We start from the raw sequence: 26257 nt of genomic DNA on the forward strand, positions 1-26257 counted from the left end.
TTTGCTAGGAAATGGCCGCTGATCGCGCCCTAATCAGCCACGAAACTCGGCACTGGCATCGAGCAGCCAATCCCACAGGTAATCGGCAAAGCTGCGACGGATCACCAACAAGTAACAGTCGCTGTCGGTCCGGGTGATACTGGCGGCACTTTTGGCAAACGCAGTACCAACGGTTTTGCCGATCGCAAAAGCGTCCGGATGGACGTCAACTGGGGTCGATTTTTTAAGCACCGCGCGGGCCGCGGGGCCCGACAGCTCGACCAAGGTTTGGCCGCCGCTAATGTCGACAATCGAGTAGTGCCCGACCTGCTTGGCACGGTAGTCCGCCTCAAAGGTACGCGCTTGATCCCACGGCATAATGACCAGCCAATCATCCGGGGCGACCCAGTTAATACGCACATCGCCATGGACCACGCTGGTCAACACCTGGGTCGGCAAATCACCGCCCAACATCGACGCCGCAATGGCCATTTGCTCGGCATTGTCCGGCTTAATGCGCAGGTTAAATTGCCCGCACAGCGGCAACTCACGCAGCCCAATACGGTCACTGGAAAACGCCGTGTTCGCATGCCGCGATTGGATCGGGGTGATCCCTTGAACCGTTTCGCTGTGCTGGGGCACGACCGAAAATAACTCAGACATTTTGACGCGCTCCTTCGGGGTCAAAGAACACGGGCGAGCAAATCTCCGCTTCGATGGTTCGACCATCGACACCCGGGAAATAGACTTTTTCACCCATGCGATTAAGGCCGCCTTTGATCAGCGCCATAGCAATACTGTGTCCACAGTTCGGGCTCCAGTAACTCGAGGTCACGTGGCCGACCATGGTCATGGGAATGGCGCCATTGGGGTCGAACACAGCCTGGGCACCCTCTTGCAAGACGGCTTTGGGGTCGATGGTTTTCAGGCCGACCAGCTGTTTGCGGTCGTCGCGCACACAGTCCGCGCGCTGCATGCCGCGCTTGCCGATGAACGGGAAGGGTTTCTTCATGCCGACCGCCCAGCCATGGTTCAAATCAAAGGGATGAACCGAGCCGTCGGTGTCTTGACCGGCGATAATGAAGCCCTTTTCCGCCCGCAGCACGTGCATGGTCTCGGTGCCGTAGGGGGTAATATTAAACTCGGCCCCGGCTTCAATCGCCGCTTCCCAGACGTGCAAACCGTAGTGCGCCGGCACGTTAATTTCGTAGCTGGCTTCGCCGGTGAACGAAATACGGAAGATTCGTCCCGGTACGCCGGCGATCGTGGCCGCCTGCCAGTCCATGAACTTAAAGGCCTCGCCCGACAGCTCGGCATCGGTCAGCTTTTGCAGCACCTTGCGGCTGTTCGGACCGGATATCGTCGTGGTCGCCCACTGATCGGTGACGGTATTGAAGTACACCTCCAGTTCCGGCCATTCCGTTTGGTGCCACAATTCGAGCCACTCGTAGACCCGTGCCGCGCCACCCGTGGTGGTGGTCATGATGAAGTGGTTGTCGCCTAAACAGGCGGTCACACCGTCATCAAACAGCATGCCATCCTCGCCACACATCAGACCGTAACGGCACTTACCAATGCCCAATTTAGCCCAGGCGTTGGTGTAGACCCGGCCCATGAATTCACGCGCATCCGGTCCTTGGACATCAATTTTACCCAGCGTCGAGGCATCCAGAATACCGACCGAATCGCGCACCGCCTTGGCTTCACGGTTGACCGCCTGGTCCAGCGTCTCGCCGTGCTGGGGGAAATACCACGGCCGCTTCCACTGGCCGACGTCTTCGAACACGGCGCCCTGGGCTTCATGCCACGGCTGCATGGCGGTGTAGCGCTTGGGGTCAAATAAGGCCGCGGCGTTTCGACCGGCAATGGCGCCAAAGGTCACCGGCGTGTAGTTCGGCCGGAACATGGTGGTGCCGGTTTCGCTGATCGGTTTGTTCAGCGCCTTGGCGGTAATGGCCACGCCGTTGATGTTGCTCAATTTGCCTTGGTCGGTGCCAAATCCGAGCGCGGTGTAGCGCTTGACGTGTTCAATTGACTCGAAGCCTTCTTGACACGCCAGCTCAATCGCCGACGCGGTAACGTCGTTTTGGTAGTCGACAAATTGTTTCGGGGCACGCGATGTGCGCGCGGTGTGCGGCACTTGAAACAGCGCCATGGCCGGCGCCACCGCCACATCCTCGACCCGCGGTGGTGCGATCGGCGCGACGTCACAGGCCGCGGCGGCGCGTTCGATCGCCCGCGCCAGCACCGTACCCAGCGCATACTCGCCCTCAACGCCACCGGCACAGTGCAGGTGCTTAAAGGTCACATTCGGCACAAACCCCAATTTTTCTTGATCCCACAGCGGACGGCACCCCAAGTGGGCCGATAAGTGCACAACTGGGCTGTAACCGCCGCTGGATCCAACCGTGTCGCATTGCAGTTGGCGCACGGGCCCGTCCACTCGATTGCCATCGGCACTGATCGGAGCCACATAGACGCCTTCAACCGCCTTGCCGCCGCGCACATCGATCACGGCCTGGCCGGTCAGCACGGTCAATCCGGCGTCGCGCGCCGCACCGATCGTTGCGCTTTCCGGGTTGGCCCGGGTATCAACCACGGCCACCACAGTGCCGCCGCTGGCGGCCCAGTCGATCGCACACTGGTAGCCATAATCGTTGGTCGTCATGACCACCAAGCGTTGACCCGGACGCACGCCGTAGCGGCGAATGTACGTCGAAATGGCCCCCGCCACCATGCAGCCGGGGATGTCATTGTTGCCGTAAACCAGCGGGCGCTCGTGAGCGCCGGTGGCCAAAATTACTTCGTGCGCACGGACCCGGTGCATGCGCGAGCGCACCTGTCCGACCGGCGCACGATCACTCAGGTGCTCGGTCAAGCGCTGGTGCACCGTAACGAAGCTGTGGTCGTGATAGCCGTTCGCGGTCGCCCGCGTCATCAACTCAACGTTGGCCATGGCGTGCAGTTCAGCCACCGCCGCGTCGACCCACTGCATCGCCGGTTGACCGTCGATCAATTCCGGGCTGGCCAGCAAATAGCCACCCCATTCGTTTTGCTCGTCCACCAACAGCACGCGCTTGCCGCCGCGACCGGCCGTCAGCGCCGCCGCCAAACCCGCAGGCCCGCCGCCGACCACCAACAGGTCGCAGTGTTGATTCATCACGTCGTACTGATCGGGATCCGTTTCCAGCGGCGACCGGCCCAGGCCGGCGGCCTTGCGGATGTAGTGCTCGTAAGTCATCCACAGCTTGGCTGGCCACATGAAGGTTTTGTAGTAAAAACCCGGCGCCATCAGGCTGCCGCCCAAGGTGCCTGCGATGCTCTTTAAATCAAATTCGACACTGGGCCAGCCGCTGACCGGCTCGCACACCAAGCCATCGAACAGCTCTTGTTGGGTCGCGCGCACGTTGGGCACTTGGGTCGCTTCGCTGGCCCCCAGTTGCAACAGTGCGTTGGGCTCGTCAGCGCCGGCGGCCATGATCCCGCGCGGGCGCCCGTACTTGAAACTGCGCCCGACTAGGTTAATCCCATTGGCCAACAACGCCGAGGCCAACGAATCGCCCTCAAAGCCCTGATAGCTTTTACCGCGGTACTTGAAATTAACGGGCTTGCCACGGTTGATGCGCCCGCCCTGTGGCAGTCGGTTGCCTTGGCTCATGCGTTGTCTCCGGTGACACGGGGCTGTTCGCCGATTTTGTAGGTTTCTTTGATGTCGTAGGTCAGGGTGTCGCGGGTGACGTTGAAAAACTTACGACAGCCCAGTGCATGCACCCACATTTCGTGGTGGATACCCTTGGGGTTTTTACGGAAGTACAGATAGTCGCCCCACTCTTGGTCGCTACAGGCGTCCGGATCCACCGGGCGCTTGATGTGGGCCTGGCCTTTGGCGTGGAACTCTTCTTCTTCGCGGTGCTCGCCGCAGTGCGGGCAAAAAATATGCAGCATGGTCGATTCCTATCAGTGCGCCACGCCGGCCGCGCCATGCTCATCGACAAGCGCACCGGTGTGAAAACGATCAATTGAAAACGGCGCCGCTAACGGGTGCATTTCACCCTTCGCCAGGCTGGCCGCAAAAACGTTGCCCGAACCGGGCGTGGCCTTAAAGCCACCGGTGCCCCAGCCGCAGTTGAAATACAGGTTCTCAACCGGAGTCTTGGACAGAATCGGGCAGGCGTCGGGGCAGGTGTCGACGATACCGCCCCACTGGCGGTTCATGCGTACACGGCTGAAGATCGGGAACATCTCGACGATCGCCTGAACGGTGTGCTCAATCGTATGGTACGAACCGCGCTGGCCATAGCCGTTGTAGCCATCGATGCCGGCGCCAATGACCAAATCGCCCTTGTCGGACTGGCTGACGTAGCCGTGCACGGCGTTGGACATCACCACCGTGTCTAAAATCGGTTTAATCGGCTCGGACACCAAGGCCTGCAAGGGGTGCGATTCCAGCGGCAAATCAAAGCCCGCCATATTCGCCAGCACACTCGAGTTGCCGGCCACCACACAGCCCACCTTGCCCGCCTTGATCAGGCCGTGTTGCTTGGTCTGGACCCCGGTAATGGCGCCGTCCTCGATCTTTAAATCAATGACTTCGGTTTGCTGAATCAAATCCACACCCAGCGCGTCGGCACCGCGCGCATAGCCCCAGGCCACGGCGTCGTGACGAGCAACGCCAGCACGCGGCTGCCACGACGCCCCCAGCACCGGGTAACGCGCGTTCGGCGAACAATCCAGATGCGGCACAATGGCCTGGACGCCTTGGGTGTCCAGTACTTCACCGTCAATGCCGTTCAAACGGTTGGCGTTAACCCGGCGCTGGATATCGCGCATGTCTTGGAGGTTATGGCCCAGGTTTAATACGCCGCGCTGGGAGAACATCACGTTGTAGTTCAAATCCTGGCTGAGCCCTTCCCACAGGCCCATGGCGTGCTCGTACAGGTGCGCCGCCTCATCCCACAGGTAGTTCGAACGCACGATGGTGGTGTTGCGCCCGGTGTTACCGCCGCCCAAAAAGCCTTTTTCGATCACGGCCACATTGGTAATGCCGTGTTCTTTGGCCAAATAGTACGCCGTCGCCAAGCCGTGGCCGCCACCGCCGACAATAATCACATCGTAGTGATCCTTAGGTTTCGGGTTGCGCCAAACGCGCTGCCAATTTTCATGGTGGCTGAGCGTGTGCTTGGCCAAGCCAAAGCCGGAATAACGTTGCATAACGTGCTCCAAATCGTGGGGACGCAAGGTTTTCAGTGGTTAAAAGGGTACGGCTCAAGCGGGGCGACGCGCATACACGCCGACGCCCCACGGTTGCCTGTCTACGACAGTGTCAGGAAATCAGGCCCTTGGACGCCAACAGATCCAGTACGCGGCTGGCGGCCTCCGGGTCGTCACCACGGATCACCTCGCCGCCGCCGGCACTGACCGCCATGCGCTGGCTGAATCGATCCCAGCCGGATTTCGTGCTTTTAATGGTCAGGCGCTGGTGGCCGGGCTTGGCCGGCTCTTGGGTCCACATCACGGCGGTCGAGCTGACCAGCAGTGGCGTCGCCTGAGCCTCAACAATAACGCCCGTTCGAGCACGCCGCGCCACGTATTCAAGCGTCAGCGGCGCGTTCTGCGAGACCGTCACCACCGTGCCCTGGGCAATCCGCATCACCCGGCGTTTGCCCTTGGGCAAAAACTGAGTGGCATCGAATCCATCGCCATCTGCCGCCAGGCCGAGCACCTGATCCACCAGCGCCATGCCCAGCGACGCAGCCACCAGGTAAGGCAAGGTTCCACTGTCGTCCTGGCCCTGCGCCTGATGACCGCACAGCACCAGATCATGCGGCCCCGTGCTCAACAAAAAGCCAGCCAACAGCGCGGCGATATCATCGCTGTTCGGCTCGATCCGTTGAATGCGCTCAAAACCCAGCCCCAAGTACTGGCGCAGCGCCCATTCATGGCCTTTAGGGCCGACGTGCACCAGCCGCGGCTTATCCACCAATGAACGCGCCACCGCCAGCGCCCGGGCGTCATTCGGCGCCAACATCAGGCGCCCGCTTTTGGGATGACGGGCCAATGACACACAGACCGTAATATTCATGCGTCTACCCTCGCCTTCAAGCGTTCGATCATTTGCTGCATCCAGCTTTCCGCATCCGCGATGATGCTCAAATCAGCCCGTTTGACCATGTCACAACTGGGGTCATTGTTAACCGCGATCACCGTCGAACACTCCTTGATGCCCTGCAAGTGCTGCACAGCACCGGAAATGCCAATCGCCAAGTAGACCTGGGCCCGGACAATCTGACCGGTTGCGCCGACTTGGCGCTCGCGGGGCAACTTGCCGTCGTCAACCACCACGCGGCTGCCACCAATACTGGCGCCCAAGGCCGCCGCCAAGGCGTGAAAGGTGTCCATGTTGGCCACCCCGTTGCCGGCCGAAATCACAAAGTCCGCCTCGACCAGCGGTATATCGTCCGACGGCAGGCTGAACAGGTCTTCATCGCCCGCGGTCAACCCCAGCGCGTGGGACTGCGCGTCGACCGCCGTCGTAAACTCCAAATCCAGCGCCCCAGTGGTACCGGCGCGCAGCGCAATCACCGCAGGCAAGAGTGCGTGGGCGTGGTAGCGCCCATTGCCGCACGCACGGCGCACACCCGCATCGGACACCTCAAACACATCGGTGGCCAAACTGAGCCCGGCACGCACCGCGAATCGACGCGCCAAATCCGAGTCGCCCTGGGCGCTTTCCGCGAACAGCACATGCTGGGGCTGGACCCGCTGGTATTCACCAAACAGCGCCTCGACTTTGGCCTCCGGCTGGTAGTGCTCGATTGATTCGTCGACCCACTCGGCCACTTCGTCAATCCCCATATCCGCCAGGCACTGCGGTTGATCAAGCTGACCAAACAGCACCAGCACCACCGCGGTATCGCCATTCAATTCAGCCAGCGCGCGGGCGACGTAGGCGACTTCGCGATCCAAAGTCGACAGAGCGCCGGACTTGGCCTGTAAACACAGCATGATCCGGCGCTCGGCATCGGCATGATCGCGCACCGGCTTGACCGCCGCGGCGATCGGGGTCTGATCTTCACCGGACACATCACGCCCACGCGCAATGCGTTTGACGCCGGATGCGGTCATAAAGCCGCGGTCTTGGCTAAATCGATTGATTCGCTTCATGCTCAGGCCACTCCCACGGCATCGGCCACCAGTTCAACGATATCGACCACCTCGGTTTGGCTTTGCACCACGCCGTCCAACATGGTCATGCAATTCGGACAGGCGACCGCCACGGTGTTGGCTGCGACCTGATGAATGTCATCCATGCGCATGTCCGGAATTCGGCGCTCGCCGGGTATGTCGCTGAACGCGGCACCGCCGCCCCACCCGCAACAGCGGCTGTCCATGGCCGAGCGCTGCATATCGACAAAATCATCGGTAATCGCCTTCAGCAGCGCGCGCGGCGCATCGACCTCGCCGTTGTACCGCCCCAAATAGCAGGGGTCGTGGTAGGTCAAGGTGCCCAGCGACAGCCGCTGACTGATCGTCAATTGGCCGCTTTGAACTAACGCATTCAGCAACTGGGTATGGTGGAGCACATCAAGGTCGCCACCGAAGGCCCGGTATTCTTGGCCCAGGGCGTGAAACGCGTGCGGATCGATGGTCACGATCTGTTTGAAATCCAGCTCGGCCAAACGCGCCAGGTTGCGCTCGGCCAGGTTTTGAAACAGCAATTCGTCACCCAAGCGGCGGGCAACGTCGCCCGTATCCAGCTCGCGGCCGCCCATCACGGCGACCGACAACCCGGCTTTTTTCATCAGCTTGGCGAGCAGGCGCAGGGTCTTTTGATTGCGTAATTCGAATGCCGATTCACCACTCCAAAACAGGTAGTCAACGGCGTGCCCGGGGCTCGCCACCGGCAAATCCAAATCGATGCTCCAGTTGCCGCGTTGACTGACATCAAACCCGCCGACCGTGTCGGTGTGGCGCAACGCATCCAGTGCGGCATTGGCGTTGCCGGGCACACCGCCCTGCTCGAGCGCGACAAAGCGCCGCATGTCAACGATGGCGTCCACGTGCTCGATCATCATCGGGCACTCGTTGACACAGGCCCGGCAGGTGGTGCAGGCATACAGCGTTTGCTCCTCGATCAGACTGGGAATGATGTCGCCGTCCAAGCCAGGGTGGTGCTGGCCCACCGCCAGACCCGGCGTCGGTGAGCCTGCGTAACGCGCGTCGCTGCGATCCTCGATGCCGGCGACCAGGTCTTGAATCAGTTTTTTAGGGTTCAGTGGCTGGCCGGCCGCGAATGCTGGGCATGCGGCCTCGCACTTGCCGCACTCGACACAGGCGTCAAAGCTGAGCAGGCGATTCCACTCAAAGTCATGCACATGGCCAACGCCGTATTGGGCGGCCTCGCTGTCGATTGGTTTGAGGTCGGTCGATAACTGACCGACCGAGTCGAAGCGATCCTGACGCGGGTGAAAGGCCAGATGCACGGAGCCCGACAACACATGCTTCAGCGGTCGGCTCAACAAGGCGCCACCGGTGATTTCGATCAACCCTATGACCGCCAAGCCACCGCCGATCAATGCCCAGGGCAAGGCGGGGTCGATCGCGCGCGACTCGGCCAGTGTCAGCATTAAAAAACCCAGGCCATAGGCAAACAGGCTATAAGGCACCGCCATCCAGGGCCCGCCCGACAGGCGCTCGGGTTTAACCAGCCGCCGGCGGGCGACAAATAAGGCGCCGATTAAACCCAGCGCCAATAACCCCCACAGCAGCCCGTAACTGAGGCCGTTGCGAAACCCGGCGACGTACACCACCCCCAACATCACAAACGACCCAACCACACCGCCGGCGGCAGCCACGTGGGTCCGGGCAATGTAGCGATCACGCGCAACAATGTGATGCAGATCGACCAGATAGCGTTTGGGTATCGTCAACAATAACGACAGCGGCAGCGCAGCGCGGGCCGATTGCCCCTGGCCCCACAGGCTGACCCGGCGCATTACGCCGACCACAAAACCAATGACCGCAACGCCCCACAGCAAGCTAATCAACGCGCTCATGTTAGAAGTCCTTGGCGATGCGCAGGGCGTCGTAAATGGCGCCGTGAATGTTGTGCATCGAGATACAGTCACCCACCCGGAACAGCGCGAACTGGCCCGCCGGAATGCTGGTCAAGGCCGATTGCGGGATGTGATCGTACAGTTGGTCCATGTCGGTAATGCCGCCGTTGCTGGAGCGCTCGCGCAAGGTCCAGTAAAGGCCATCGTTGGGCACAATGCCGTTTTCAATGACCAGCTGATCGACCTCGCGCTCCTCGTGCTCCTCGGTGTACTCGTTCATCAGCACCGCGATCACTTTGTCGCCCTCGGCGTAGGCGCGGGTCAACCAGTAATTCGGCGTCATCATGATGCCTTGACCGTAAGTGCGGCGGTAAAAGATCGGGAATGTGGTGCCGCCGACGTCGTCCGCCACTTTCGGCTCCGGCGTCACGATTTCAACCCGGGACCCTTTATTGCTGATGAAGTCCGCGGTGCCGGTACCGGCATGTTGACCCATCACGTCGTACACCAGCACGTTGTCTTTGGGCGCGACCTTGCCCGACAAAATGTCCCACGACGACACCGCCAGTCCCTCGGCCGCGCCCCACTCGGGGTTTTCATCGATGCCGGCTGAACCACCCGTCGCCAACACCACGATGTCCGGCTGTTCGGCCAAAATTGCAGCCTCGTCCGCCCAGGTGTTCAAGCGCACATCCACGCCCAGGCGCTGCAGTTCCATATCAAACCAGCGCACGATACCGGCCATTTGATCGCGCTGTGGCGCTTTCGCCGCTAGGTTGATTTGACCCCCGACCGCACCGGCGGCTTCAAACAGCACCACCTCATGACCGCGTTCGCGCGCAACGCGCGACGCTTCCATGCCGGCCGGCCCAGCTCCCACCACCACAATTTTTCGCAGCGGCCCATCGGTGCGCTCGATCTGATGGGGCATAAACCGCTCGCGCGAGGTCGCCGCGTTTTGCACGCACAACACATCCTGACCCAGGTACTGGCGGTCGATGCAGTAATTCGCACCGACGCATTGACGTATTTGCGTTTCCTTGCCGTCGCGGATTTTATTGATCATGTGCGGGTCGGCGATCATGCCGCGGGTCATACCAACCAGGTCAACCATGCCCTGGGACAGCGCCCGTTCGGCCTGATTTGGGTCGCGGATACCTTGGGCATGCATGACCGGCACCTTGACCACGGATTTGATGCTGGCAGCCAAATCCAAAAAGGGTTCGGGCGGCAATGCCATCGGCGGCATGCAGTTAGCCAAGGTGTTGTGGGTATCCGCGCCTGAACCGACCACGCTGATAAAATCGACCATGCCACTTTGATCCATGGCCTGGGCGATTTCTTTAAAGTCGTCGTGGCTCAACCCATCGGGGTGAAATTCATCCGCACACATGCGCATGCCAACCGCAAAATCGGCGCCCACGGCTTCGCGGATTTTGGCAAACACCTCCATCCCAAAGCGCATCCGATTTTCCAAACTGCCGCCCCACTGGTCCGTTCGCTTGTTGGTCCGGGGCGACCAAAACTGGTCAATCAGGTGCTGGTGGGCACAGGAAATCTCGATGCCATCCAAACCCGCATCACGGACACGAATGGCAGCCCGGCCAAAGTCATCAATGATGCGCTGGATTTCGTGCGGCTCGATAATCTTGGCGGTACCGCGGTGGACCGGCTCGCGGATTCCGCTGGGGCTGACCAGGTGTGGCCAATCACCACCCCAATAGGCGTTGCGACGCCCCATGTGGGTCGCTTGGATCATGATTTTTGCGCCGTGGCGGTGCATCGCCTCGGCCAAGTTTCCGAGCGGCTCGATACAACGATCATGGGTCAAGTCGACCGCGCTCCACCACTGCTGAGGCTGATCGCGGGACACCGGGGATGAGCCGCCACAGATGGCCAAACCGACCCCGCCTTTGGCTTTTTCTTCGTAGTAGTTGACGTAACGCTCGGTCGTTAGGTTGTTCTCGGCATACACCTCCGCATGCGCGGTCGACATGATCCGGTTACGGACGGTGACCTGATTGATCTGAAGCGGCGTAAATAGGTTTTCATATTTCATGCTGAGGCGATCCGATGTTTATTATTGAATGACCATCGCACACCGCCTGCGAGTCGGGATAGGCCCGCTCCGTCATTGCGACAAAGCACGTCGCGATTGCGAAACAGTGGTCGCTTTTGATTATGTTGCAAACCGCCGTCGCGGTTCACACTGCGACACCGATTCGGATTGAGCGCCGCATGAACCGACCTGCACGAAAGATCAACCCTGGCGATGGCAACAGCGTTGAAATAGGGCCGACACCCTTGGCCTTGGACGAATGGGCGCAGGCCAGTTTGCAGCTGCCGGACCTGACCGTGATGCGCCGCTACCGACTGGATCGATTGGTCGCGCAATTACACAGGCATGACTGCGCGGGGCTATTGATGTTCGACCCGCTCAACATTCGCTACGCCACCGACTCGACCAACATGCAGCTGTGGAACACCCACAACCCATTTCGGGCGGTGCTGGTGTGCGCGGATGGGTACATGGTGATTTGGGACTACAAGGGCTGTGGATTTCTCAGTGACCACAACCCGCTGGTGCGCGAAAAGCGCCACGGTGCCGACCTTTTCTATTTTGACCGGGGCGACGGCGCGGATGCGGCGGCTGCGCGCTTCGCCGCCGAAGTCGACGCACTGTTAGCCGAGCATGGCCGCGGTCGTCTGGCGGTCGATAAAATAATGATTCGTGGGCTGCGCGCCCTCGAAGCCGCGGGCCTGACCGTGATTGAGGGCGAACCGCTGACCGAGCGCGCCCGCGCCATTAAATGTGACGACGAAATCAGGGCCATGCGCTGCGCGATTCACGCCACTGAAACCAGCGTCGCGCGCATGCATGCGGCAGCGACACCGGGCATGACTGAAAACGATCTGTGGTCGGTGTTGCACGCTGAAAACATTCGTCGCGGCGGCGAGTGGATCGAAACGCGCCTACTCACCAGTGGCCCCCGGACCAACCCGTGGTTTCAGGAGTGTGGGCCTCGGATTATCCAAAACAACGAGATCGTCGCCTTTGATACCGACTTGGTCGGTCCTTACGGCATGTGCTGTGATATTTCCCGGACCTGGTGGATTGGCGACGGCGAACCCTCGCCCAAACACCGGGCGGCGATGCGCTTGGCCATCGAGCACATCGAACACAACTTTTCGCTGTTAAAACCCGGCGTCAATTTCGACGCGTTAAGCGCCAACGCGCACCGCTTACCCGCCCCCATGCAGGCGCAAAAGTACGGCTGTGTGTACCACGGTGTCGGTCTGTGTGATGAATGGCCGATGATCGCCTACCCGGACGGGCACGTGCCCGGTGCCTTCGACGGTGTGCTAGAACCGGGCATGGTGTTGTGTGTGGAAGCACTGGTCAGTGAGGCCGGCGAGGACTTTTCGATTAAACTAGAGGAGCAAGCGCTGATTACCGCGGACGGCGCAATCATGCTGTCCAGCTACCCCTGGGATCCGCGTTTGGTGTAGCCGCGCAGAAGTTCAAAAAGCCGCGCCAGAATACAAACGAAGGCAGCCGTCAGCCCGCACGATGGTCGCTCTTTTGGCTGGGTACCGGACTGCATGCAACTTGATCACTGCCGACAACTGCTTGACCAACCCCCAAGTCCCCAGCGCTGGACGGAGTTGGCGTCTGCTGGCCGCGGTGGTCTCGCTGATGCTGTCCGGGGCGACCCAATTAGGCGCGTATCGACACTTGGGCTGTTTTTACATTTCGGTTTTTAGACGGGCCTGCTGATCACCTATTTGTGGCCACAAAACCTGGCTTTTTTCACCCCCGCTATTGGACTCTCAACCGGACTTACACTGATTTTTTTGGTCGCGTTCACCCAAGCCTTCTTTTCTCGCCAATGGCTTGGCAACGCCATTCGTCGGGTGACCCAACTGCTCACTGTGGCCACCGTCATCGTCATTGCCTGCGGCGCCTTGATTGATTTCAGTACCACGGTGCTGGCCTGGAGTTTAGGCACCTATGTGGCCTTAACGCTGTGCATGGTCGGCCTCGTTCATCATCGTGATGGTCAACGTGGGGCGATGCGCTCAAGCGAGCGCGCTTTGCGCCACCAAGTGATGGTGAATCAGTCGCGCGAACGGTTTTTGAACGAAATGAATCATGAAATACGCCCCCATGTTGAACTGTGTGTTGAAGACAACGGCATCGGTATGCCCGCGCATGAACTGGAACTGGCGACTACACCGCTGTTTCGCGGCCGCCACGCGCTCCAACACCGCCCCGACGGCAGCCGCATGGGCCTGGCGATCGTCAGCCAGATCGTGGCGGAGCTGAACGGCCAGTTCACACTGAGCAGCAGCGCCGGGGTCAAAGCCTGTGCCAGTGTGACGCTGGAGGCGGCCGAGCCGGTAGTGGGCACTGCAGAACCGGCACTGGGCCTGGAGCAACACCGCATTTTGTCCGGCTTAATCGCCGCCGGCACGATGAGCGATATCCTTGAATTTGCGTCGCAACTGGATCACAGCCACCCGCAACTGGCAAGCCAATTGCGGGTCGCAGTCGACGCCTTAGATGTGGCCGCCTTGGTTAAGCTGACCCACGCTTAGTCATTGTCGGTGACCCCAGCACCGGCGCCGCTGGCACGACTTTGAGCGGTTGCCGGCGCATAGGTTCGGGCACAAAACGCGTTCAAGCCCGCCAACACCTCGGGGTTGATGACAAGCCGCGACGCCCCCTGGCTCGGCGGTACCACCGCATCCACTAGGCTGATCTGAAGCGACTCGCTGGGGCTAAAATCACCGGCAATCAACAACCCATGGCCGTCCGTCAGCGCACAACCCGTGGCGCATGACATTTGCAGCACCCCGCCGCGGGTACGCGCAGCACGGGCCAGCAAACCGAGCAACACCAGCGGCGCGTCTACCTGATGCAGGCCAATGGGCTCGGCGTCGATCGCGAGCGCCATGTCGCACAGGCTAAGGCCCGCCATAATTCCACTCAGACGGCCGCACGGCGCCCGCCACGGCGATTGCAACTGGATCGGGCTGACCTCGGCGTGGCCGATTTGATCGTTACGGCGCAACAACGCCAGCAAGGCGGCCAGCGAGTCGGGCTGGTAGCGCACTAACCAGCGCATACAGCGCGCCACTTCCGCACTGGCGCCCCAATTCAAGCCGGAACCGCGACAGGCTTTTTTGACCAGTGCCTCGACTTCGTTAAGTGACAAATTCATTGCGGTGCGTACATCCAGTCGTCAGCGCACTCGGCAACGCCGTCCAAGTAGGGCGCATGCCGAAACATACAGATGCGGACCCAACGGTCCGAGCGTGGATCGAAGCGCGCGGCGCCAAAAAACGACAATTTGCATCGCAGCATGTCAATCGGCAGCAAATCGGCGCCGATGGTGTTGTCGTGAATTTCGCCGTACGGCGCGGTCTTGAGCCACTGTAGACGCTGAATAGCCAAACGGTGCTGTGGGTGGCGCAATAAAAATTCAGCAATCCGCTCGCCCTCGAACCCACACAACGCGTGGTAGGCAAGCGCCATATCACGACCCGGCGCCAGCGGTTGTTCGTAGGGTTCCAGCGGCTCATCCAAGCGTTCTGCCAGACGCGGCTCTAGCTTTTCCTCCGATACGTACCACAGGCGCGCATGGGCCGGCGCGGTCGACCAGTCCGTTTCCAGCGCCCAGCGGTAGCGTGCGGCAATATCGGCGGCCGTATCAGCCACCGTCGCGCTGCCGTCAACCGCCGGCAATGCGACTTCGTCCGCCGCCATGCCGACCGCCAACCGATCAACCGAGGGATAGGGTTCCAGGACCAAGGAATGCAACAGTTCTTGGGCTTCAACGCCGAGTGTCTGGCGCGCCCACTCGATCAAGTCGCGCCAGGCTGCGCCCTGGGGCGGCGATTGCATCGCTTGCACCAGGCGTGCAACGTCCGCTCGAAGCGCTGGCAGCCGAATTTGCATGACCGCATGCTCGCTATGCCAGCTCGCGATGTCGCCCTGGACCCGGGCCAGCAGCGAACGCACCTGTTGCCACGCATCCCCCGTCACGTCCGTGATCGTACAGACCTCGGCCAAGGCGGTTTCTTTGGCCAGTATCCAATTGTTCAGCAGGACCGGATGGTTGAGCAAAAACGGCGCCATACCCAAGCCTGTCGAGTTACCGATGCCCAAACGCCGCGCCAATGCCTCGTCCAGGCCAACCGCGTTCGCACCCCCGATCACCTGGGCTTGATGCTCGACCCAGTCGCGGGCGAATTGTCGGGTCAACAAAACGGACAGCATTTCAACCTGGAACGGGGCTTGAAACTCCGCGCGATCCGCCAAGGTTTCACGGTCCGCCGCGCCAAACTTGCCAGAGCCATAGACCGCCGTGGTGCGCATCAGATACCCGACCGCATCCAGCTCAGCCTGATCGGGCTGGACGCCATTGGACAGCCGCTCGACCACATGCGCCCACAGCCGCACCGAGCGGTTGGCCCGCGACAGCGACAATTCCGAGGCGCTGACGCGGCCGGCTTCTTGGAGCGGCACGTTGGCCGCCAACCGGTCAATGTCGGCATCGGTCGGAATGCCGTCAAACAGGGTGAACGTGGCATCCCATGCGGTGGCAATGACCCGGTCCGAGCGCAAGTCATCGGGCAGGTCGCGCCCAAACGCGACCAACGAATAGGCGCGCTCGGGTCCCCGCGCGGTGTAAACCGCACAGCCTTCACCGGCCGCATCGAACGCAAACCGCGTGCGCTCAAAACGCCAGGCTTGATGTTTCAACCGGCGCAGCAAAATGCGCATGAACGATAGCCGCGAGGCGTGCATCGAACCCAGTCGGGCCAAACGCATCACCTCGGCGGCGGGACGTAGTGAAGTGGTCACTTGCGGTGCGGTTTGCATAACGCCCTCACATTTGGCCTAGGCCGTAGCCGGCCCAAAGCTAGATTCAAAGAAACGGTGCCAGTTGCCGCCCATGATTTTCGCCACATCCGCGTGGCTAAAACCGACCGCTAACAACCCAGCCTCGACGTTACCAAAGTCACGATTATCGGCAAACCAGCTTGGCATCGCCGGGAACCCCGGTGCACTTTTGGAGCCCTCGCCGTAATCAACTTTTTTAGTCCAGCGACCGACCCGCATCCACTCGACCACACTGTCCGGCTGGTCCTGGCACAAATCCGAACCCCACCCAATGTGATCCACCCCCATCAACTCGGCGGTGTCCGCGACCATCTGACAGAAACTGTCCAACGTGCAATCGCCCTTGCCCTTGAGGTGGTGCGGGTACATCGAAAAGCCGAGCATGCCGCCGGATTCACCTAACGCCTTTAATACCGCATCGCTTTTATTACGCAGCGCCGGCTCCCAAAACCCCGGGTTGGCATGGGTAATCGCAATCGGACGCGACGACAGCTCTATCGCCTCTAAGGTTGAGCGTTCGGCCGAGTGGCTCATGTCGATGACCAAACCGACACGGTTCATCTCGGCGATGACCTCACGGCCCATGCGCGTGATGCCGGGGTCATTGGCCTCGTAGCACCCGGTCGCCAGCAAGGATTGATTGTTGTAGCTGAGCTGCATGAAGCGCGCGCCCAAGCTGTGCAAAATTTCGACCAACCCAATGTCATCTTCGATCGGACTGGGGTTTTGAAAACCGAAGAAGATCGCGGTCCGGCCAGTGGCTTTGGCGGTCTCGACACAGCGGGCCCAGCGGCCCTGAAAAATCAGGTCCGGGTACTGTTCAAACCAGCGGTTCCAGTGCTCGATATTGGCCACGGTTTCGCGGAAATTTTCATGGTAGGCAATGGTCACGTGGACGGCATGGACGCCGCCCTGGTTCATCTGCTGAAAAATCTCGCGACTGAAATTACAGTACTGGAGGGCATCGATACGCATGTTCAGCTCGGGGTGCCGCACGCGATGTACGCGGTCTTGACCGTGGTGTAGAACTCGGCGGCGTAACTGCCTTGCTCACGCGGGCCGTAGCTGGAATTACCGCGGCCACCGAAGGGCACGTGGTAGTCGGTGCCGGCGGTCGCCAAGTTGACCATGACGCAGCCCGTACGCGCGTTGCGGCGGAAGTGGTTAGCGCGCGCCAGGTTCTGGGTGACGATGCCGCTGGTCAGGCCAAATTCAGTGTCATTGACCACGTGTAATGCTTCATCGTAGCTGTCGACCGCGATCACGGCCGCCAGCGGTGCGAACATTTCCTCGCGGTTGATGCGCATGTCGTTACGGCTATTGATGAACAAGCCCGGGCGCATGTAGTAGCCGGGGGTCGCCAATTCAATTTGCTGGCCGCCGGTGATCAGCTCTGCGCCTTCGGCTTGGCCCAAGGCTGCGTATTCAAGGTTTGACTGCAATTGTTCAGCCGACACCACCGGTCCGATCTGGGTACCGGCCTCGAGCGCATGACCGACCACCATGGCATCGGTCGCGGTGACCAGGCGCTCAACGAATTGATCGTGGATTGAACGGTGCACGACCAAACGTGAGGACGCCGTGCATTTCTGGCCGGTGCCGCCAAACGCGCCGCCCAAGGCCAGGCTGACCGCCAAATCCAGATCAGCGTCGTCCATCACCGCCAACGCATTTTTAGAGCCCATTTCGAGCTGGATTTTGGTGAAATTCTGGACCGCTGCCGCCGCCACGCCGCGCCCGACGGGCACGGACCCGGTGAACGAGACCGCGTCGATTTTGGGGCTTTCGACCAAGGCTTGACCGATGCTTGACCCCGAGCCCATGACCAACTGGAACAGCCCGCGTGGCAGGTCCTGCTTTTCGATGATCTTGGCCAATTCCACCGCCGACGCCGGGGTCGCATTCGCAGGTTTCCAAATCACCGCGTTGCCATACGCCAGCGCCGGCGCAATTTTCCAGCTGGCGGTCGCGGTCGGAAAGTTCCATGGCGATACAATCGCGACCACACCCACGGCCTCGCGGCGGACATCGATTTCGATGCCATCGCGCACCGAATCTGCGGTGTCACCCATCTGGCGTAGGGTTTCGGCGGCGTAATAGGTAAAGAACTGTCCGGCACGGTAGACCTCGCCCTTGCCCTCAGCCTTGGGCTTACCTTCTTCGCGCGACAACAGCTCGCCAAGCTCGGCGCTGCGCGCCATCATTTCGTTACCGATTGCCATTAACGCGTTGTACCGGCGCTCCAAGCCGCTTTGGGCCCATTCACGCTGCGCGATACGGGCGCAATCCAAGGCACTGTCTAGCTGCTCGGGGGTGGCCTGGGTGAATTGGCCAATCACATCGCGGGTGTCCGACGGGTTGATGTTGTCGATGCTGTGATTGCCTGCGACCCATTCGCCGCCGATGTAGTTCAGATTCATGTGCATGTCCTTGTTGCGCGCTGATTTTGATTCAGTATGTAAGCGGTGATAACTTCAGTCAAAATCTATTTAAGTTAAGTAATTACAGAAAAAATGAAACTAGAGTCCTTTCGTGTTTTTATCGCCGTGGCCGACGCCCAAAGCCTGGTCCTGGCCGCCAAACAGCTCAACAAAACGCCGTCTGGCTTGTCGATGGCGCTGAAAAATTTGGAAACCCAAATCGGCGCGCCGTTGTTTGCCAGCGAACGCAAAAACCAACTGACCGCGCTAGGCCAATGGGTATTGACGCGAGCCCGGCACGACGTCGCCCAATTCGATGCCACCGTGCGCTGGAGCGCGACGAGATGGATTTGGTGGTGCGATCGCACGTCGACGCACCGCCCTCGCCGCTGTTGCGCGAACGCCTAGGCTGGGTCATGCCCGCCAGTCATCCGCTGGCCGGCGCCAGCATGCTGGAGTGGTCGGATGTACGCGCCACACCCGGGCTGTCCAACCGCTTGTGCCAACAATCCGGCCGCGAATGGATGCAAGCCTTCGATCGCAGTGCCGCCCTACGCATTCACAATACCGCGTCGCTATTGGCGATGGTGCGTGCCGGCCTCGGCATGACCTTGTTACCCGAGCTGGCTGTGCTCGGCTTGGTGGACCTGGCCTTTGTGCCCTGCGCCGAACCGGAGTGGCGCTACCTGGCGGTCCACACCCAAGCCCTCCCCAGCCCAGCCGTGCAAGAATTTGCGGCGGCACTGCACCGCTACATGGGCTAGCGGATGCGCTCGGCGGCCTGTTCGATGGCGTGCAACAACGACGCCGCGCTCGAGCGTGGCCCGTAGACACTGAGGCTGTCCGTAGCACGGCGCACAAACAAGCAGCCCAGGTGTTCCAGGGCCCCGCGCTGGGCGCAGCCGACCGTGAAGTGGCGCCAATCCACCATCGCCAAGCGTTCAAACAGCACCGCCAAGTCAGGCGCGCGGACATCAAACCGGACCCAGGCATCGGTCTGTTCAGTGACCGACGCGGCGCCGCGTAACCGCGCAGCCATGGCACCGGCTTGATCGCCTTCGCCATCGTAGGGCAGCTCCAGCATCCACTGCTGCGGCCCGGTCCAAAACGCCTCTAGGGTCGTTAAGTCGGCAAAACGACCGACCTCAGGCAAGCCCGGCAGCGCATGGTCCAATGCGCCTTGCTGACCGCGCCGGGTGGCACACGACAGCAAGGCATTGCTGCATTCCGTCAGGTGTACGGCGCCGATGGTTTTGTCCAGCGCCGCCGACGCTCCCAGGGCAGATATCGCTGTTAACTTATCCACGTAACCGCTCCCCTTCCGGATCAACAAAGTGGGCACTGACCACCTTAACCTTGACGTCCAGCCCTTCGAGTGGGCTGACCGCGCGCATGTGTTCGCCCAAGCGCGACTCGGCGTTTTCCAGATAGCCCAGGGCGATGCTGCTGCCGACATGCGGCGAATAGCAGGCCGAGGTCAGCCAGCCTTGGTCATTGGCCGCATTGGCGACCGCGTCGGCGCCCATCAGGTGCATGCCGCCGAGCAAGCTGTCATTGCCATCCAGTGGCACAAAGCCGACCAGACGCCGCGTATCCGCCGCCAACACCTCGCGATTGGCCAAGACCCGGCCGATGCTGTCTTTGGCTTGGGCCACCATTCGGCCCAGCCCCAGGTTCAGCGCCGTGGTGGTGCCGTTCAGTTCATTACCGGCGGCATGGCCTTTCTCAATGCGCAGCACCCCCAGCGCCTCAGTTCCGTATGGCATCACCCCAAGGTCACGGCCGACGTCCATCAAACGCCGCATCAGGGCATCGCCATAGCGCGTCGGCACCGCCAACTCGTAGGCCATTTCGCCGGAAAAACTGATCCGAAATAGGCGCGCCCGCAGTCCACCACAGACCGTGATGTTGGCACAGGCCATGAACGGGAAGCCCTCGTTGGATAGGTCATAGTCCGGGTCGACAATGCGCTGTAGCAAAGCCCGGGACTGGGGCCCGGCGACCGCGTATTGGGCCCAGGCCTCGGTCGTGCTGATCAATTGCACGTCCATGCCGGGGCACAGGCATTGGCGGACAAATTCCATGTGCCGATAGACCGCGACTGCGTTGGCGGTGGTCGTGGTGACCACGAAATGATCGTCCGCCAAGCGCGCGGCGGTGCCGTCATCCATGGCGATACCGTCTTCGCGCAGCATCAAACCGTAGCGTGTACGCCCGACCGCCAGTTTGACAAAACCGTTGGCGTAAACTTTATTCAGGAACTGCGCCGCGTCCGCACCCTGAACATCGATCTTGCCCAAGGTGGTGACGTCACAGACCCCGACGTTTTGGCGGACGTTAATGACCTCGCGATCCACGCTTTGGCGCCAATGGGTTTCACCGGGCTGGGTGAACCACTGCGCACGCAGCCAGTTGCCGACCTCGACAAAGGTAGCCTTGTGTTCGACCGCCCAGCGGTGGGACGGGGTCAGCCGCGTTGGCTTAAATTCGCCATCGCGTGAACGCCCGGCCCATGCGCCGATGGCCACCGGGGTATAGGGCGGGCGAAACATGGTGGTGCCGGTGTCGGCAATACCTTTGCCGGTCATTTCGGCCATCACCGCCAGACCCAGCACATTCGCCGTTTTGCCCTGATCGGTGGCCATGCCCAAGGTCGTGTAACGCTTCAGGTGTTCGACCGAAATAAAGCCTTCTTGGTGGCTCAGCTTGACGTCTTTGACGGTGACATCGTTTTGCTGATCAATCCACGCACGTCCAGCGCCGTGATCGACCCGCAAGGTCGCATCGGGTGCGCAGGCCAAATCCTCGGCCTCGGGTAGTTTCGGCAATTCCAGGCTGCCGCCCAGGGCCTGTGAAGCCCGGTAGGCGCCATCGGCCAAGGCTGCCGCGGTGCTCATTTTGCCCGCCGCCGCGCCCGCCACCGACATGCCAACCGGCAGCTCATCGCCGGCCACGAAGGCGTGCAAATCGGAGTCCCAAACCGGGCGTCCGCGTTGGTGACAGGTCAGGTGAACATTCGGGTTCCAGCCGCCCGACACGCCCAAAGCATCACAGTCGATCCACTCCAGGCGACCGTCGCTGCGGCGCACCTGGATCGCGCTCAAACCCAGTTTACCGCGGGTGTCGACCACGGCATCGCCCTGGCGTGTGTCGATGACCGCCACCACCGTGACGCCGGCGGCGGTAAGGTCCGCCGCGGTACGCAGCCCGTCGTCGTTGTTGCTGAACACCGCAACGCGCTGGCCGACCGCGCTGGCCCAGCGGTTGGCATAGGCGCGCATGGCACCGGCCAACATGATGCCGGGCCGGTCATTGTTTTCAAACGCGATCGGCCGCTCGGTGGCGCCCGCCGCCAGCAACGTGTGGTCGGCGTAGATGCGCCACAAGGTCTGACGGGTTTGATTCGGCGCGGCCGCCGCCAGGTGGTCGGTATTGCGTTCCAGCGCCGCGTAAACGCCATGATCAAAGGCGCCGAGCACCGTCGTGCGGGTCATCAAGCGAACATTCGCCAGCCCATTCAATTCCGCGACCGTGGTATCGACCCACGCACTGGCCGGCGCGTCGTCCAGCGTAAAACGTTCCGCATTCAGGCGACCGCCGAGGCGAAAATCCTCGTCGGCCAGAATGACGCTGCGTCCGGCACGGCCCGCCACCAACGCCGCCGCCAAGCCCGCGGGACCGGCGCCGACAATCAACAGATCCGCATACAAGAAACCCTTGTCGTATTGGTCCGGATCCGGTTGCATGGACAGGTGCCCAAGGCCCGCGGCGCGGCGAATCGCCGGCTCGTAAACCTTTTCCCAAAACTTTTTCGGCCACATGAAGGTTTTGTAGTAAAACCCGGCGGATAGGAAGCTGCTGAAGCGGTCGTTAATACCCAGCGCGTCAAAGGCCAACGACGGCCAGCGGTTTTGACTGTGGGCGACCAAACCGTCGAACAGCTCGACCGTGGTGGCACGGGTGTTGGGTTCTTTAAATGCCCCTTCGCGCAATTCAACCAGCGCATTGGGTTCCTCGCTGCCGGCGGTTAACGGGCCGCGCGGGCGGTGGTATTTGAAACTGCGCCCCATCAAACGCACGCCGTTGGCCAACAAAGCCGAGGCCAGCGTATCGCCCTCAAAGCCCTGGTAGTGCATGCCATCAAAGCTAAAATTCAGCGTTTTGGCGCGGTCCAGCTGGCCGCCTTGCAGTCGATTTACGGTCATACCGCGGCCACCTCGCTGGCCAATGTTGCGTCAATTATTTCGTGGGTCAGGGTGTTGCGAGTGACCACCAACCACGATCGATCGCCCTGTTCGTGGAACCACAGTTCACGGTGGATGCCGGCCGGGTTGTCGCGCAAATAGGTGTAGTCATGCAAGGCCGCCTCGGCGCCCTCGGCCATGCCATCCGGACGATCGAGCAGGCTGGCATCGCCTTTGTAGACGAACTCTTGGGCATCACGCAGGCCCAGCAAAGGGTGGGGTATCAACATCGTCGTCGCCTCAGTGCAGGTTGGGCTGAGCGCCCTGACCTTTCTCGTCAATCATGGCACCGCGCTGGAATCGATCCAGGCGGTATGCGGTGGCGGTCGGGTGCGGCGTATCGGTCGCCAACAAGTGCGCAAAACACCAACCCGAGGCCGGAGTCGCTTTGAAGCCGCCGTAGCACCAGCCGCCGTTAAAATACAGGCCGTTCAACGAGGTTCGGTCAATAAAGGGCGAGCCGTCCATGGACATATCCATGACCCCGCCCCACATGCGCAGCAACCGCGCCCGGCCAATCATCGGCATCAGCGCCATCCCGCCCTCGCAGACGTCCTCGACCACGGGTAAATTGCCGCGCTGGGCGTAGCTGTTGTAGCCGTCAATATCGCCGCCAAACACCAAACCGCCCTTGTCGGACTGGCTGACGTAAAAGTGCCCGGCGCCAAAGGTAATCACGCCCGGGATGGTCGGTTTTAAGCCTTCGCTGACGAAGGCTTGGAGCACGTGGCTTTCAATCGGCAACCGAATGCCCGCTTTTTGCATGACGCGCGACGAATTCCCGGCCACGGCGCAGCCGACTTTGCCGGCGCCAATAAAACCGCGACTGGTTTCGACACCGACGACCCTGTCCTGCTCGATACGAAACCCGGTGACCTCACAGTTTTGGATAATGTCGACGCCGCGCTGGTCCGCTGCGCGCGCATACCCCCAGGCCACGGCGTCATGGCGCACGGTGCCACCGCGCGGCTGCAGCAAACCGCCCTTGATCGGGAATCGGCTGTTGTCAAAGTTCAAAAATGGCGCCATCGCCTCGACCTGTTCGCGACCCAGCAGCTCCGCATCCACGCCATGCAGGCGCATGGCATTGCCGCGCCGGCGAAAAGCATCGCGCTGGGCGTCCGAGTGATACAGATTGAGTACGCCGCGCTGGGAGACCATGGCGTTGTAGTTCAAATCCTGTTCCAAGTTTTCCCACAACTTCATGGAGAATTCGTAAAAGGGTTCGTTACCGTCCAGCATATAGTTGGAGCGCACAATGGTCGTGTTGCGGCCGACGTTACCACCGCCAATCCAGCCTTTTTCCAGCACCGCAATGTTGGCCTGGCCAAACTCTTTGGCCAGGTAATAGGCCGTCGCCAGCCCATGCCCACCGCCGCCAATGATGACAAAGTCGTAATGCGCTTTGGGCTGTGGGGAGCGCCACGCTGGGCGCCAACCTTTGTGGCCCGTTAGCGCCTCTTTGATCACCTTTAAGGCGGAATACTTCATAGCGGTCTCCGTTATCGTCGACGCAGTGTACGCAGTGTTTAGCCGCATCAATGTTGCCAAAAAAGACAAAAACTGGTCCATTTCGGACATCTCGTTAGGCTCAAAGCTACCTAATCTTGGCCCATCATAAAAACCACAACGCTGGTGCCAAACCAGCCAAGGATCACACATGGGACTGCCCACACAGACGCGCTATTTAATCATCGGCGCCGGCATTCACGGACTCAGCACCGCCTACCATTTGGCAGTCGAGCTTAAAGCCAGCGGGAAAGGCGATGGACGCGATATTTTGGTCATCGACAAGAGCGGCGTCGCATCTGGCGCCTCGGGCATCGCCTGTGGTGTGGTGCGCAACAACTACTTCCAACCGGCCATGCGCGAATTGATGGCCCACAGCGTTGATGTGTGGGAAGCCGATGCCCAGGCTTACCATTACCACGCGGTTGGCTACATGCAGATCAGCCCGGAATCCATGCATGAAGACGTCGCCAGCATCGCTCAACAACAAAAAGACATCGGTTACGAAAGCGACTTTATTGAGGGTGAAGCGGACTGCATGACCTACATGAAGGGGTTGTTTGACGATTGGCAGGCCCGTGACATCACCTCGGTGCTGCACGAAAAACGCGGCGGCTATGCCAACAACGCCCGCGCCATGCACGCCCTCGCCAAAAAAGCCACGGACGCCGGCGTCACCATTTTAGGCGGTGTTACCGTGCGCGCGTTCGAAAAGGACGCCAGTGGCGCCGTCACTGCGGTGGTGACCGACCAAGGCAATATCCAAGCCGACCACATTGTGATCGGCGCCGGTCCCTGGGCCAAACAGTTTTGGGACATGCTGGAGCTGGAATCAACCACCCAGATTAAAGGCCCCGACGGCACCATTCACACCGATGTGCCGATGTGGATTTATTGGTCATTGCAGGAGGGCACCTTGGGTGTCGAGCCGGACATGCTGAAAACCAACGCCGGCGCCATGCCGCCGGTGATCCATGTCGACAGCAACGCGACGCTGTACTCGGATGTCGACGGCAGCGTCATCACCGACAAAATGTGGGGCATTTATTACAAGCCTGACTTTAACTTCGGCGGCATCCAAGGCGGCGCGGCGCCCTTTCCGATTCAGACCGACCCCAACCAGGTCGCGGTTGACCCGTACGGGCCGGCCTCGCCGGAATTCATCGTTGGCGACGATTTCGCCCACATGTGGGTGTCGGCGCTGGCGCACTGCCAAAAACGCTTCGAAGGCCATGTGCCCAAGTTTAAACAAGAGCCGTCGGGCGGCATCGGCGCCTTTACCCCGGACAGCTTTCCGGTGTTCGACACCTTTTGCCAGAACGTCTACTTCCTGGCCGACTCGAACCACGGCTATAAGATGATTGGTGTCGGCAAACTAGTCGCCGAAGAATTGGTTCACGCTCGCCCCAGCGCGCTGCTTGAGCCGTTTCGATTTAGTCGTTATGCGGCCGGTCAGCTACACCCGACGTCCAGCAGCCCCTTCCCCTGGAGCTAAGAATCAACCGCCACGTTCTTTTGTGCACGTGGCGGTCATGGCGAGCAGCAATTCATTGAGCATCGCAATATCAACACTCGCGTAAAAACCACCTAATCAAATATCAATTTGATATCTACCCCCCCCCCCCCCCCGCTCAATCTTGTATATACTTTTGACATGAGAATTGATGCCGAGAAGTTACTCAACCTATTGCGGTCAAAGTCGCTGTCCGCCAACGAGATGACGGTATTGATTTACCTAGGCCAGCACTCGGAATCACTGCCACTTAAATCATTACAGACCGTGCAGTTAGAAACCAAAATCCCCTACGCCTCGTTCTATCGCGCAATCAAGCGGCTAAAAAAACTCGATCTAATCAGCAACGAAAACAGCGACGTTGATTACCGCGTGAAGCTACTCGATTTCAGCATCTCGACAAAAGAAAATATACAAAAATGATACTCAATATCGCTTTCGAACTTCGCTGTGCGTGCCTTGTCGTACTGGCAATTTTGGCGCCCGCAACCCTTTGCAGACGCACCCGCAGCAAGGTCGCGATCAGCGCAAGCCAACTCACCCTGCTGTTGCTCGCTGTAACTTTACAACCCGGCGCATTGATCGGCCTGGTCGCGCTGCCCCTTATTCCCGCCATTGCTCGGACT

General features: G+C 60.6%; 22 protein-coding genes. 6 read left to right on the forward strand and 16 right to left on the reverse strand.

Annotated elements, in window-relative coordinates; all coding sequences use genetic code 11:
* Positions 1-33: 33 nt before the first annotated feature.
* The 8 genes from GH975_RS07505 to GH975_RS07540 form a co-directional block, all read right to left on the reverse strand.
* On the reverse strand, positions 34-642 hold the full coding sequence (locus GH975_RS07505; protein WP_170272587.1) for a sarcosine oxidase subunit gamma: 609 nt from the start codon (positions 640-642) through the stop codon (positions 34-36).
* On the reverse strand, positions 635-3637 hold the full coding sequence (locus GH975_RS07510; protein WP_153713930.1) for a sarcosine oxidase subunit alpha family protein: 3003 nt from the start codon (positions 3635-3637) through the stop codon (positions 635-637). Before GH975_RS07510 ends, GH975_RS07505 begins: the two co-directional genes overlap by 8 nt.
* The gene (locus GH975_RS07515) at positions 3634-3924 is read right to left on the reverse strand and encodes a sarcosine oxidase subunit delta (protein WP_153713931.1); all 291 of its coding nucleotides are present in this window, start codon (positions 3922-3924) and stop codon (positions 3634-3636) included. Before GH975_RS07515 ends, GH975_RS07510 begins: the two co-directional genes overlap by 4 nt.
* A 12-nt stretch (positions 3925-3936) precedes the next feature.
* The gene (locus tag GH975_RS07520; protein ID WP_153713932.1) at positions 3937-5190 is read right to left on the reverse strand and encodes a sarcosine oxidase subunit beta family protein; all 1254 of its coding nucleotides are present in this window, start codon (positions 5188-5190) and stop codon (positions 3937-3939) included.
* Positions 5191-5302: 112 nt separating this feature from the next.
* Positions 5303-6061 carry a hypothetical protein gene (locus GH975_RS07525; RefSeq protein ID WP_153713933.1) on the reverse strand — a complete coding sequence of 253 codons (759 nt, stop codon included), beginning with the start codon at positions 6059-6061 and terminating at the stop codon, positions 5303-5305.
* Positions 6058-7143, reverse strand: coding sequence for an electron transfer flavoprotein subunit alpha/FixB family protein (locus GH975_RS07530; protein ID WP_153713934.1), 1086 nt, complete (start codon positions 7141-7143; stop codon positions 6058-6060). The genes GH975_RS07525 and GH975_RS07530 overlap by 4 nt, the downstream gene beginning before the upstream one ends.
* A 2-nt stretch (positions 7144-7145) precedes the next feature.
* The gene (locus tag GH975_RS07535; RefSeq protein WP_153713935.1) at positions 7146-9035 is read right to left on the reverse strand and encodes a DUF3483 domain-containing protein; all 1890 of its coding nucleotides are present in this window, start codon (positions 9033-9035) and stop codon (positions 7146-7148) included.
* 1 nt (position 9036) lies between these two features.
* Positions 9037-11094 (reverse strand): NADH:flavin oxidoreductase, encoded by a 2058-nt coding sequence (locus tag GH975_RS07540; RefSeq protein WP_153713936.1) that lies wholly within the window; start codon positions 11092-11094, stop codon positions 9037-9039.
* A 179-nt stretch (positions 11095-11273) separates the two neighbouring features.
* Here GH975_RS07540 and dddP point away from each other — a divergent pair, with 179 nt between their 5' ends.
* The gene (gene dddP / locus GH975_RS07545; RefSeq protein WP_153713937.1) at positions 11274-12545 is read left to right on the forward strand and encodes a dimethylsulfonioproprionate lyase DddP; all 1272 of its coding nucleotides are present in this window, start codon (positions 11274-11276) and stop codon (positions 12543-12545) included.
* Positions 12546-12812: 267 nt separating this feature from the next.
* Positions 12813-13634, forward strand: a complete 822-nt coding sequence (locus GH975_RS07550) for an ATP-binding protein (protein WP_272482792.1) — start codon at positions 12813-12815, stop codon at positions 13632-13634.
* Here GH975_RS07550 and GH975_RS07555 read toward each other — a convergent pair.
* Genes GH975_RS07555 through GH975_RS07570 form a run of 4 tightly spaced genes read right to left on the reverse strand, consistent with a single transcriptional unit; the run spans position 13631 to position 18365 of the window.
* Positions 13631-14260: a DUF3726 domain-containing protein gene (locus GH975_RS07555; protein WP_153713939.1), complete on the reverse strand. Its 630-nt coding sequence runs from the start codon at positions 14258-14260 to the stop codon at positions 13631-13633. The two genes, GH975_RS07550 and GH975_RS07555, sit on opposite strands and share 4 nt — an antisense overlap.
* Positions 14257-15924, reverse strand: coding sequence for a hypothetical protein (locus GH975_RS07560; RefSeq protein ID WP_153713940.1), 1668 nt, complete (start codon positions 15922-15924; stop codon positions 14257-14259). Before GH975_RS07560 ends, GH975_RS07555 begins: the two co-directional genes overlap by 4 nt.
* An 18-nt stretch (positions 15925-15942) precedes the next feature.
* Positions 15943-16920, reverse strand: a complete 978-nt coding sequence (locus GH975_RS07565; protein ID WP_153713941.1) for a membrane dipeptidase — start codon at positions 16918-16920, stop codon at positions 15943-15945.
* Positions 16921-16922: 2 nt separating this feature from the next.
* Positions 16923-18365: an aldehyde dehydrogenase family protein gene (locus tag GH975_RS07570; protein WP_407657220.1), complete on the reverse strand. Its 1443-nt coding sequence runs from the start codon at positions 18363-18365 to the stop codon at positions 16923-16925.
* Positions 18366-18458: 93 nt separating this feature from the next.
* On the opposite strand from GH975_RS07570, the gene GH975_RS07575 reads away from it, so the two are divergent.
* Together GH975_RS07575 and GH975_RS07580 are read left to right on the forward strand one after the other, a co-directional pair.
* A complete protein-coding gene (locus tag GH975_RS07575) occupies positions 18459-18773 on the forward strand; it encodes a LysR family transcriptional regulator (protein ID WP_153713943.1) in 315 nt (104 codons plus the stop codon).
* Complete coding sequence (locus GH975_RS07580; protein WP_246164700.1) at positions 18722-19129, forward strand: LysR family transcriptional regulator substrate-binding protein; 408 nt, start codon at positions 18722-18724, stop codon at positions 19127-19129. Before GH975_RS07575 ends, GH975_RS07580 begins: the two co-directional genes overlap by 52 nt.
* Here the strand turns inward: GH975_RS07580 and GH975_RS07585 are convergent.
* Genes GH975_RS07585 through GH975_RS07600 form a run of 4 tightly spaced genes read right to left on the reverse strand, consistent with a single transcriptional unit; the run spans position 19126 to position 24100 of the window.
* Positions 19126-19671: a sarcosine oxidase subunit gamma gene (locus GH975_RS07585; RefSeq protein WP_153713945.1), complete on the reverse strand. Its 546-nt coding sequence runs from the start codon at positions 19669-19671 to the stop codon at positions 19126-19128. The two genes, GH975_RS07580 and GH975_RS07585, sit on opposite strands and share 4 nt — an antisense overlap.
* Positions 19664-22570, reverse strand: a complete 2907-nt coding sequence (locus tag GH975_RS07590; protein WP_153713946.1) for a sarcosine oxidase subunit alpha family protein — start codon at positions 22568-22570, stop codon at positions 19664-19666. Before GH975_RS07590 ends, GH975_RS07585 begins: the two co-directional genes overlap by 8 nt.
* Positions 22567-22839, reverse strand: a complete 273-nt coding sequence (locus tag GH975_RS07595; protein ID WP_153713947.1) for a sarcosine oxidase subunit delta — start codon at positions 22837-22839, stop codon at positions 22567-22569. Before GH975_RS07595 ends, GH975_RS07590 begins: the two co-directional genes overlap by 4 nt.
* Before the next feature lie 10 nt (positions 22840-22849).
* Positions 22850-24100: a sarcosine oxidase subunit beta family protein gene (locus tag GH975_RS07600; protein ID WP_153713948.1), complete on the reverse strand. Its 1251-nt coding sequence runs from the start codon at positions 24098-24100 to the stop codon at positions 22850-22852.
* Between the two features lie 169 nt (positions 24101-24269).
* On the opposite strand from GH975_RS07600, the gene GH975_RS07605 reads away from it, so the two are divergent.
* Both GH975_RS07605 and GH975_RS07610 read left to right on the forward strand, forming a co-directional pair.
* Positions 24270-25613 carry an NAD(P)/FAD-dependent oxidoreductase gene (locus GH975_RS07605; RefSeq protein WP_153713949.1) on the forward strand — a complete coding sequence of 448 codons (1344 nt, stop codon included), beginning with the start codon at positions 24270-24272 and terminating at the stop codon, positions 25611-25613.
* Positions 25614-25772: 159 nt separating this feature from the next.
* Positions 25773-26054, forward strand: coding sequence for a hypothetical protein (locus GH975_RS07610; RefSeq protein ID WP_153713950.1), 282 nt, complete (start codon positions 25773-25775; stop codon positions 26052-26054).
* Positions 26055-26257 lie beyond the last annotated feature (203 nt).

This window comes from Litorivicinus lipolyticus, from assembly GCF_009650135.1.
Classification (GTDB): domain Bacteria; phylum Pseudomonadota; class Gammaproteobacteria; order Pseudomonadales; family Litorivicinaceae; genus Litorivicinus; species Litorivicinus lipolyticus.

Coding starts and splice junctions, on each gene's coding strand:
- GH975_RS07505 (WP_170272587.1), bottom strand. CDS start 642: ATGTCTGAGTTATTTTCGGTCGTGCCCCAGCACAGCGAAACGGTTCAA.
- GH975_RS07510 (WP_153713930.1), bottom strand. CDS start 3,637: ATGAGCCAAGGCAACCGACTGCCACAGGGCGGGCGCATCAACCGTGGC.
- GH975_RS07515 (WP_153713931.1), bottom strand. CDS start 3,924: ATGCTGCATATTTTTTGCCCGCACTGCGGCGAGCACCGCGAAGAAGAA.
- GH975_RS07520 (WP_153713932.1), bottom strand. CDS start 5,190: ATGCAACGTTATTCCGGCTTTGGCTTGGCCAAGCACACGCTCAGCCAC.
- GH975_RS07525 (WP_153713933.1), bottom strand. CDS start 6,061: ATGAATATTACGGTCTGTGTGTCATTGGCCCGTCATCCCAAAAGCGGG.
- GH975_RS07530 (WP_153713934.1), bottom strand. CDS start 7,143: ATGAAGCGAATCAATCGATTTAGCCAAGACCGCGGCTTTATGACCGCA.
- GH975_RS07535 (WP_153713935.1), bottom strand. CDS start 9,035: ATGAGCGCGTTGATTAGCTTGCTGTGGGGCGTTGCGGTCATTGGTTTT.
- GH975_RS07540 (WP_153713936.1), bottom strand. CDS start 11,094: ATGAAATATGAAAACCTATTTACGCCGCTTCAGATCAATCAGGTCACC.
- dddP (WP_153713937.1), top strand. CDS start 11,274: ATGAACCGACCTGCACGAAAGATCAACCCTGGCGATGGCAACAGCGTT.
- GH975_RS07555 (WP_153713939.1), bottom strand. CDS start 14,260: ATGAATTTGTCACTTAACGAAGTCGAGGCACTGGTCAAAAAAGCCTGT.
- GH975_RS07560 (WP_153713940.1), bottom strand. CDS start 15,924: ATGCAAACCGCACCGCAAGTGACCACTTCACTACGTCCCGCCGCCGAG.
- GH975_RS07565 (WP_153713941.1), bottom strand. CDS start 16,920: ATGCGTATCGATGCCCTCCAGTACTGTAATTTCAGTCGCGAGATTTTT.
- GH975_RS07570 (WP_407657220.1), bottom strand. CDS start 18,365: ATGAATCTGAACTACATCGGCGGCGAATGGGTCGCAGGCAATCACAGC.
- GH975_RS07575 (WP_153713943.1), top strand. CDS start 18,459: ATGAAACTAGAGTCCTTTCGTGTTTTTATCGCCGTGGCCGACGCCCAA.
- GH975_RS07590 (WP_153713946.1), bottom strand. CDS start 22,570: ATGACCGTAAATCGACTGCAAGGCGGCCAGCTGGACCGCGCCAAAACG.
- GH975_RS07595 (WP_153713947.1), bottom strand. CDS start 22,839: ATGTTGATACCCCACCCTTTGCTGGGCCTGCGTGATGCCCAAGAGTTC.
- GH975_RS07600 (WP_153713948.1), bottom strand. CDS start 24,100: ATGAAGTATTCCGCCTTAAAGGTGATCAAAGAGGCGCTAACGGGCCAC.
- GH975_RS07605 (WP_153713949.1), top strand. CDS start 24,270: ATGGGACTGCCCACACAGACGCGCTATTTAATCATCGGCGCCGGCATT.
- GH975_RS07610 (WP_153713950.1), top strand. CDS start 25,773: ATGAGAATTGATGCCGAGAAGTTACTCAACCTATTGCGGTCAAAGTCG.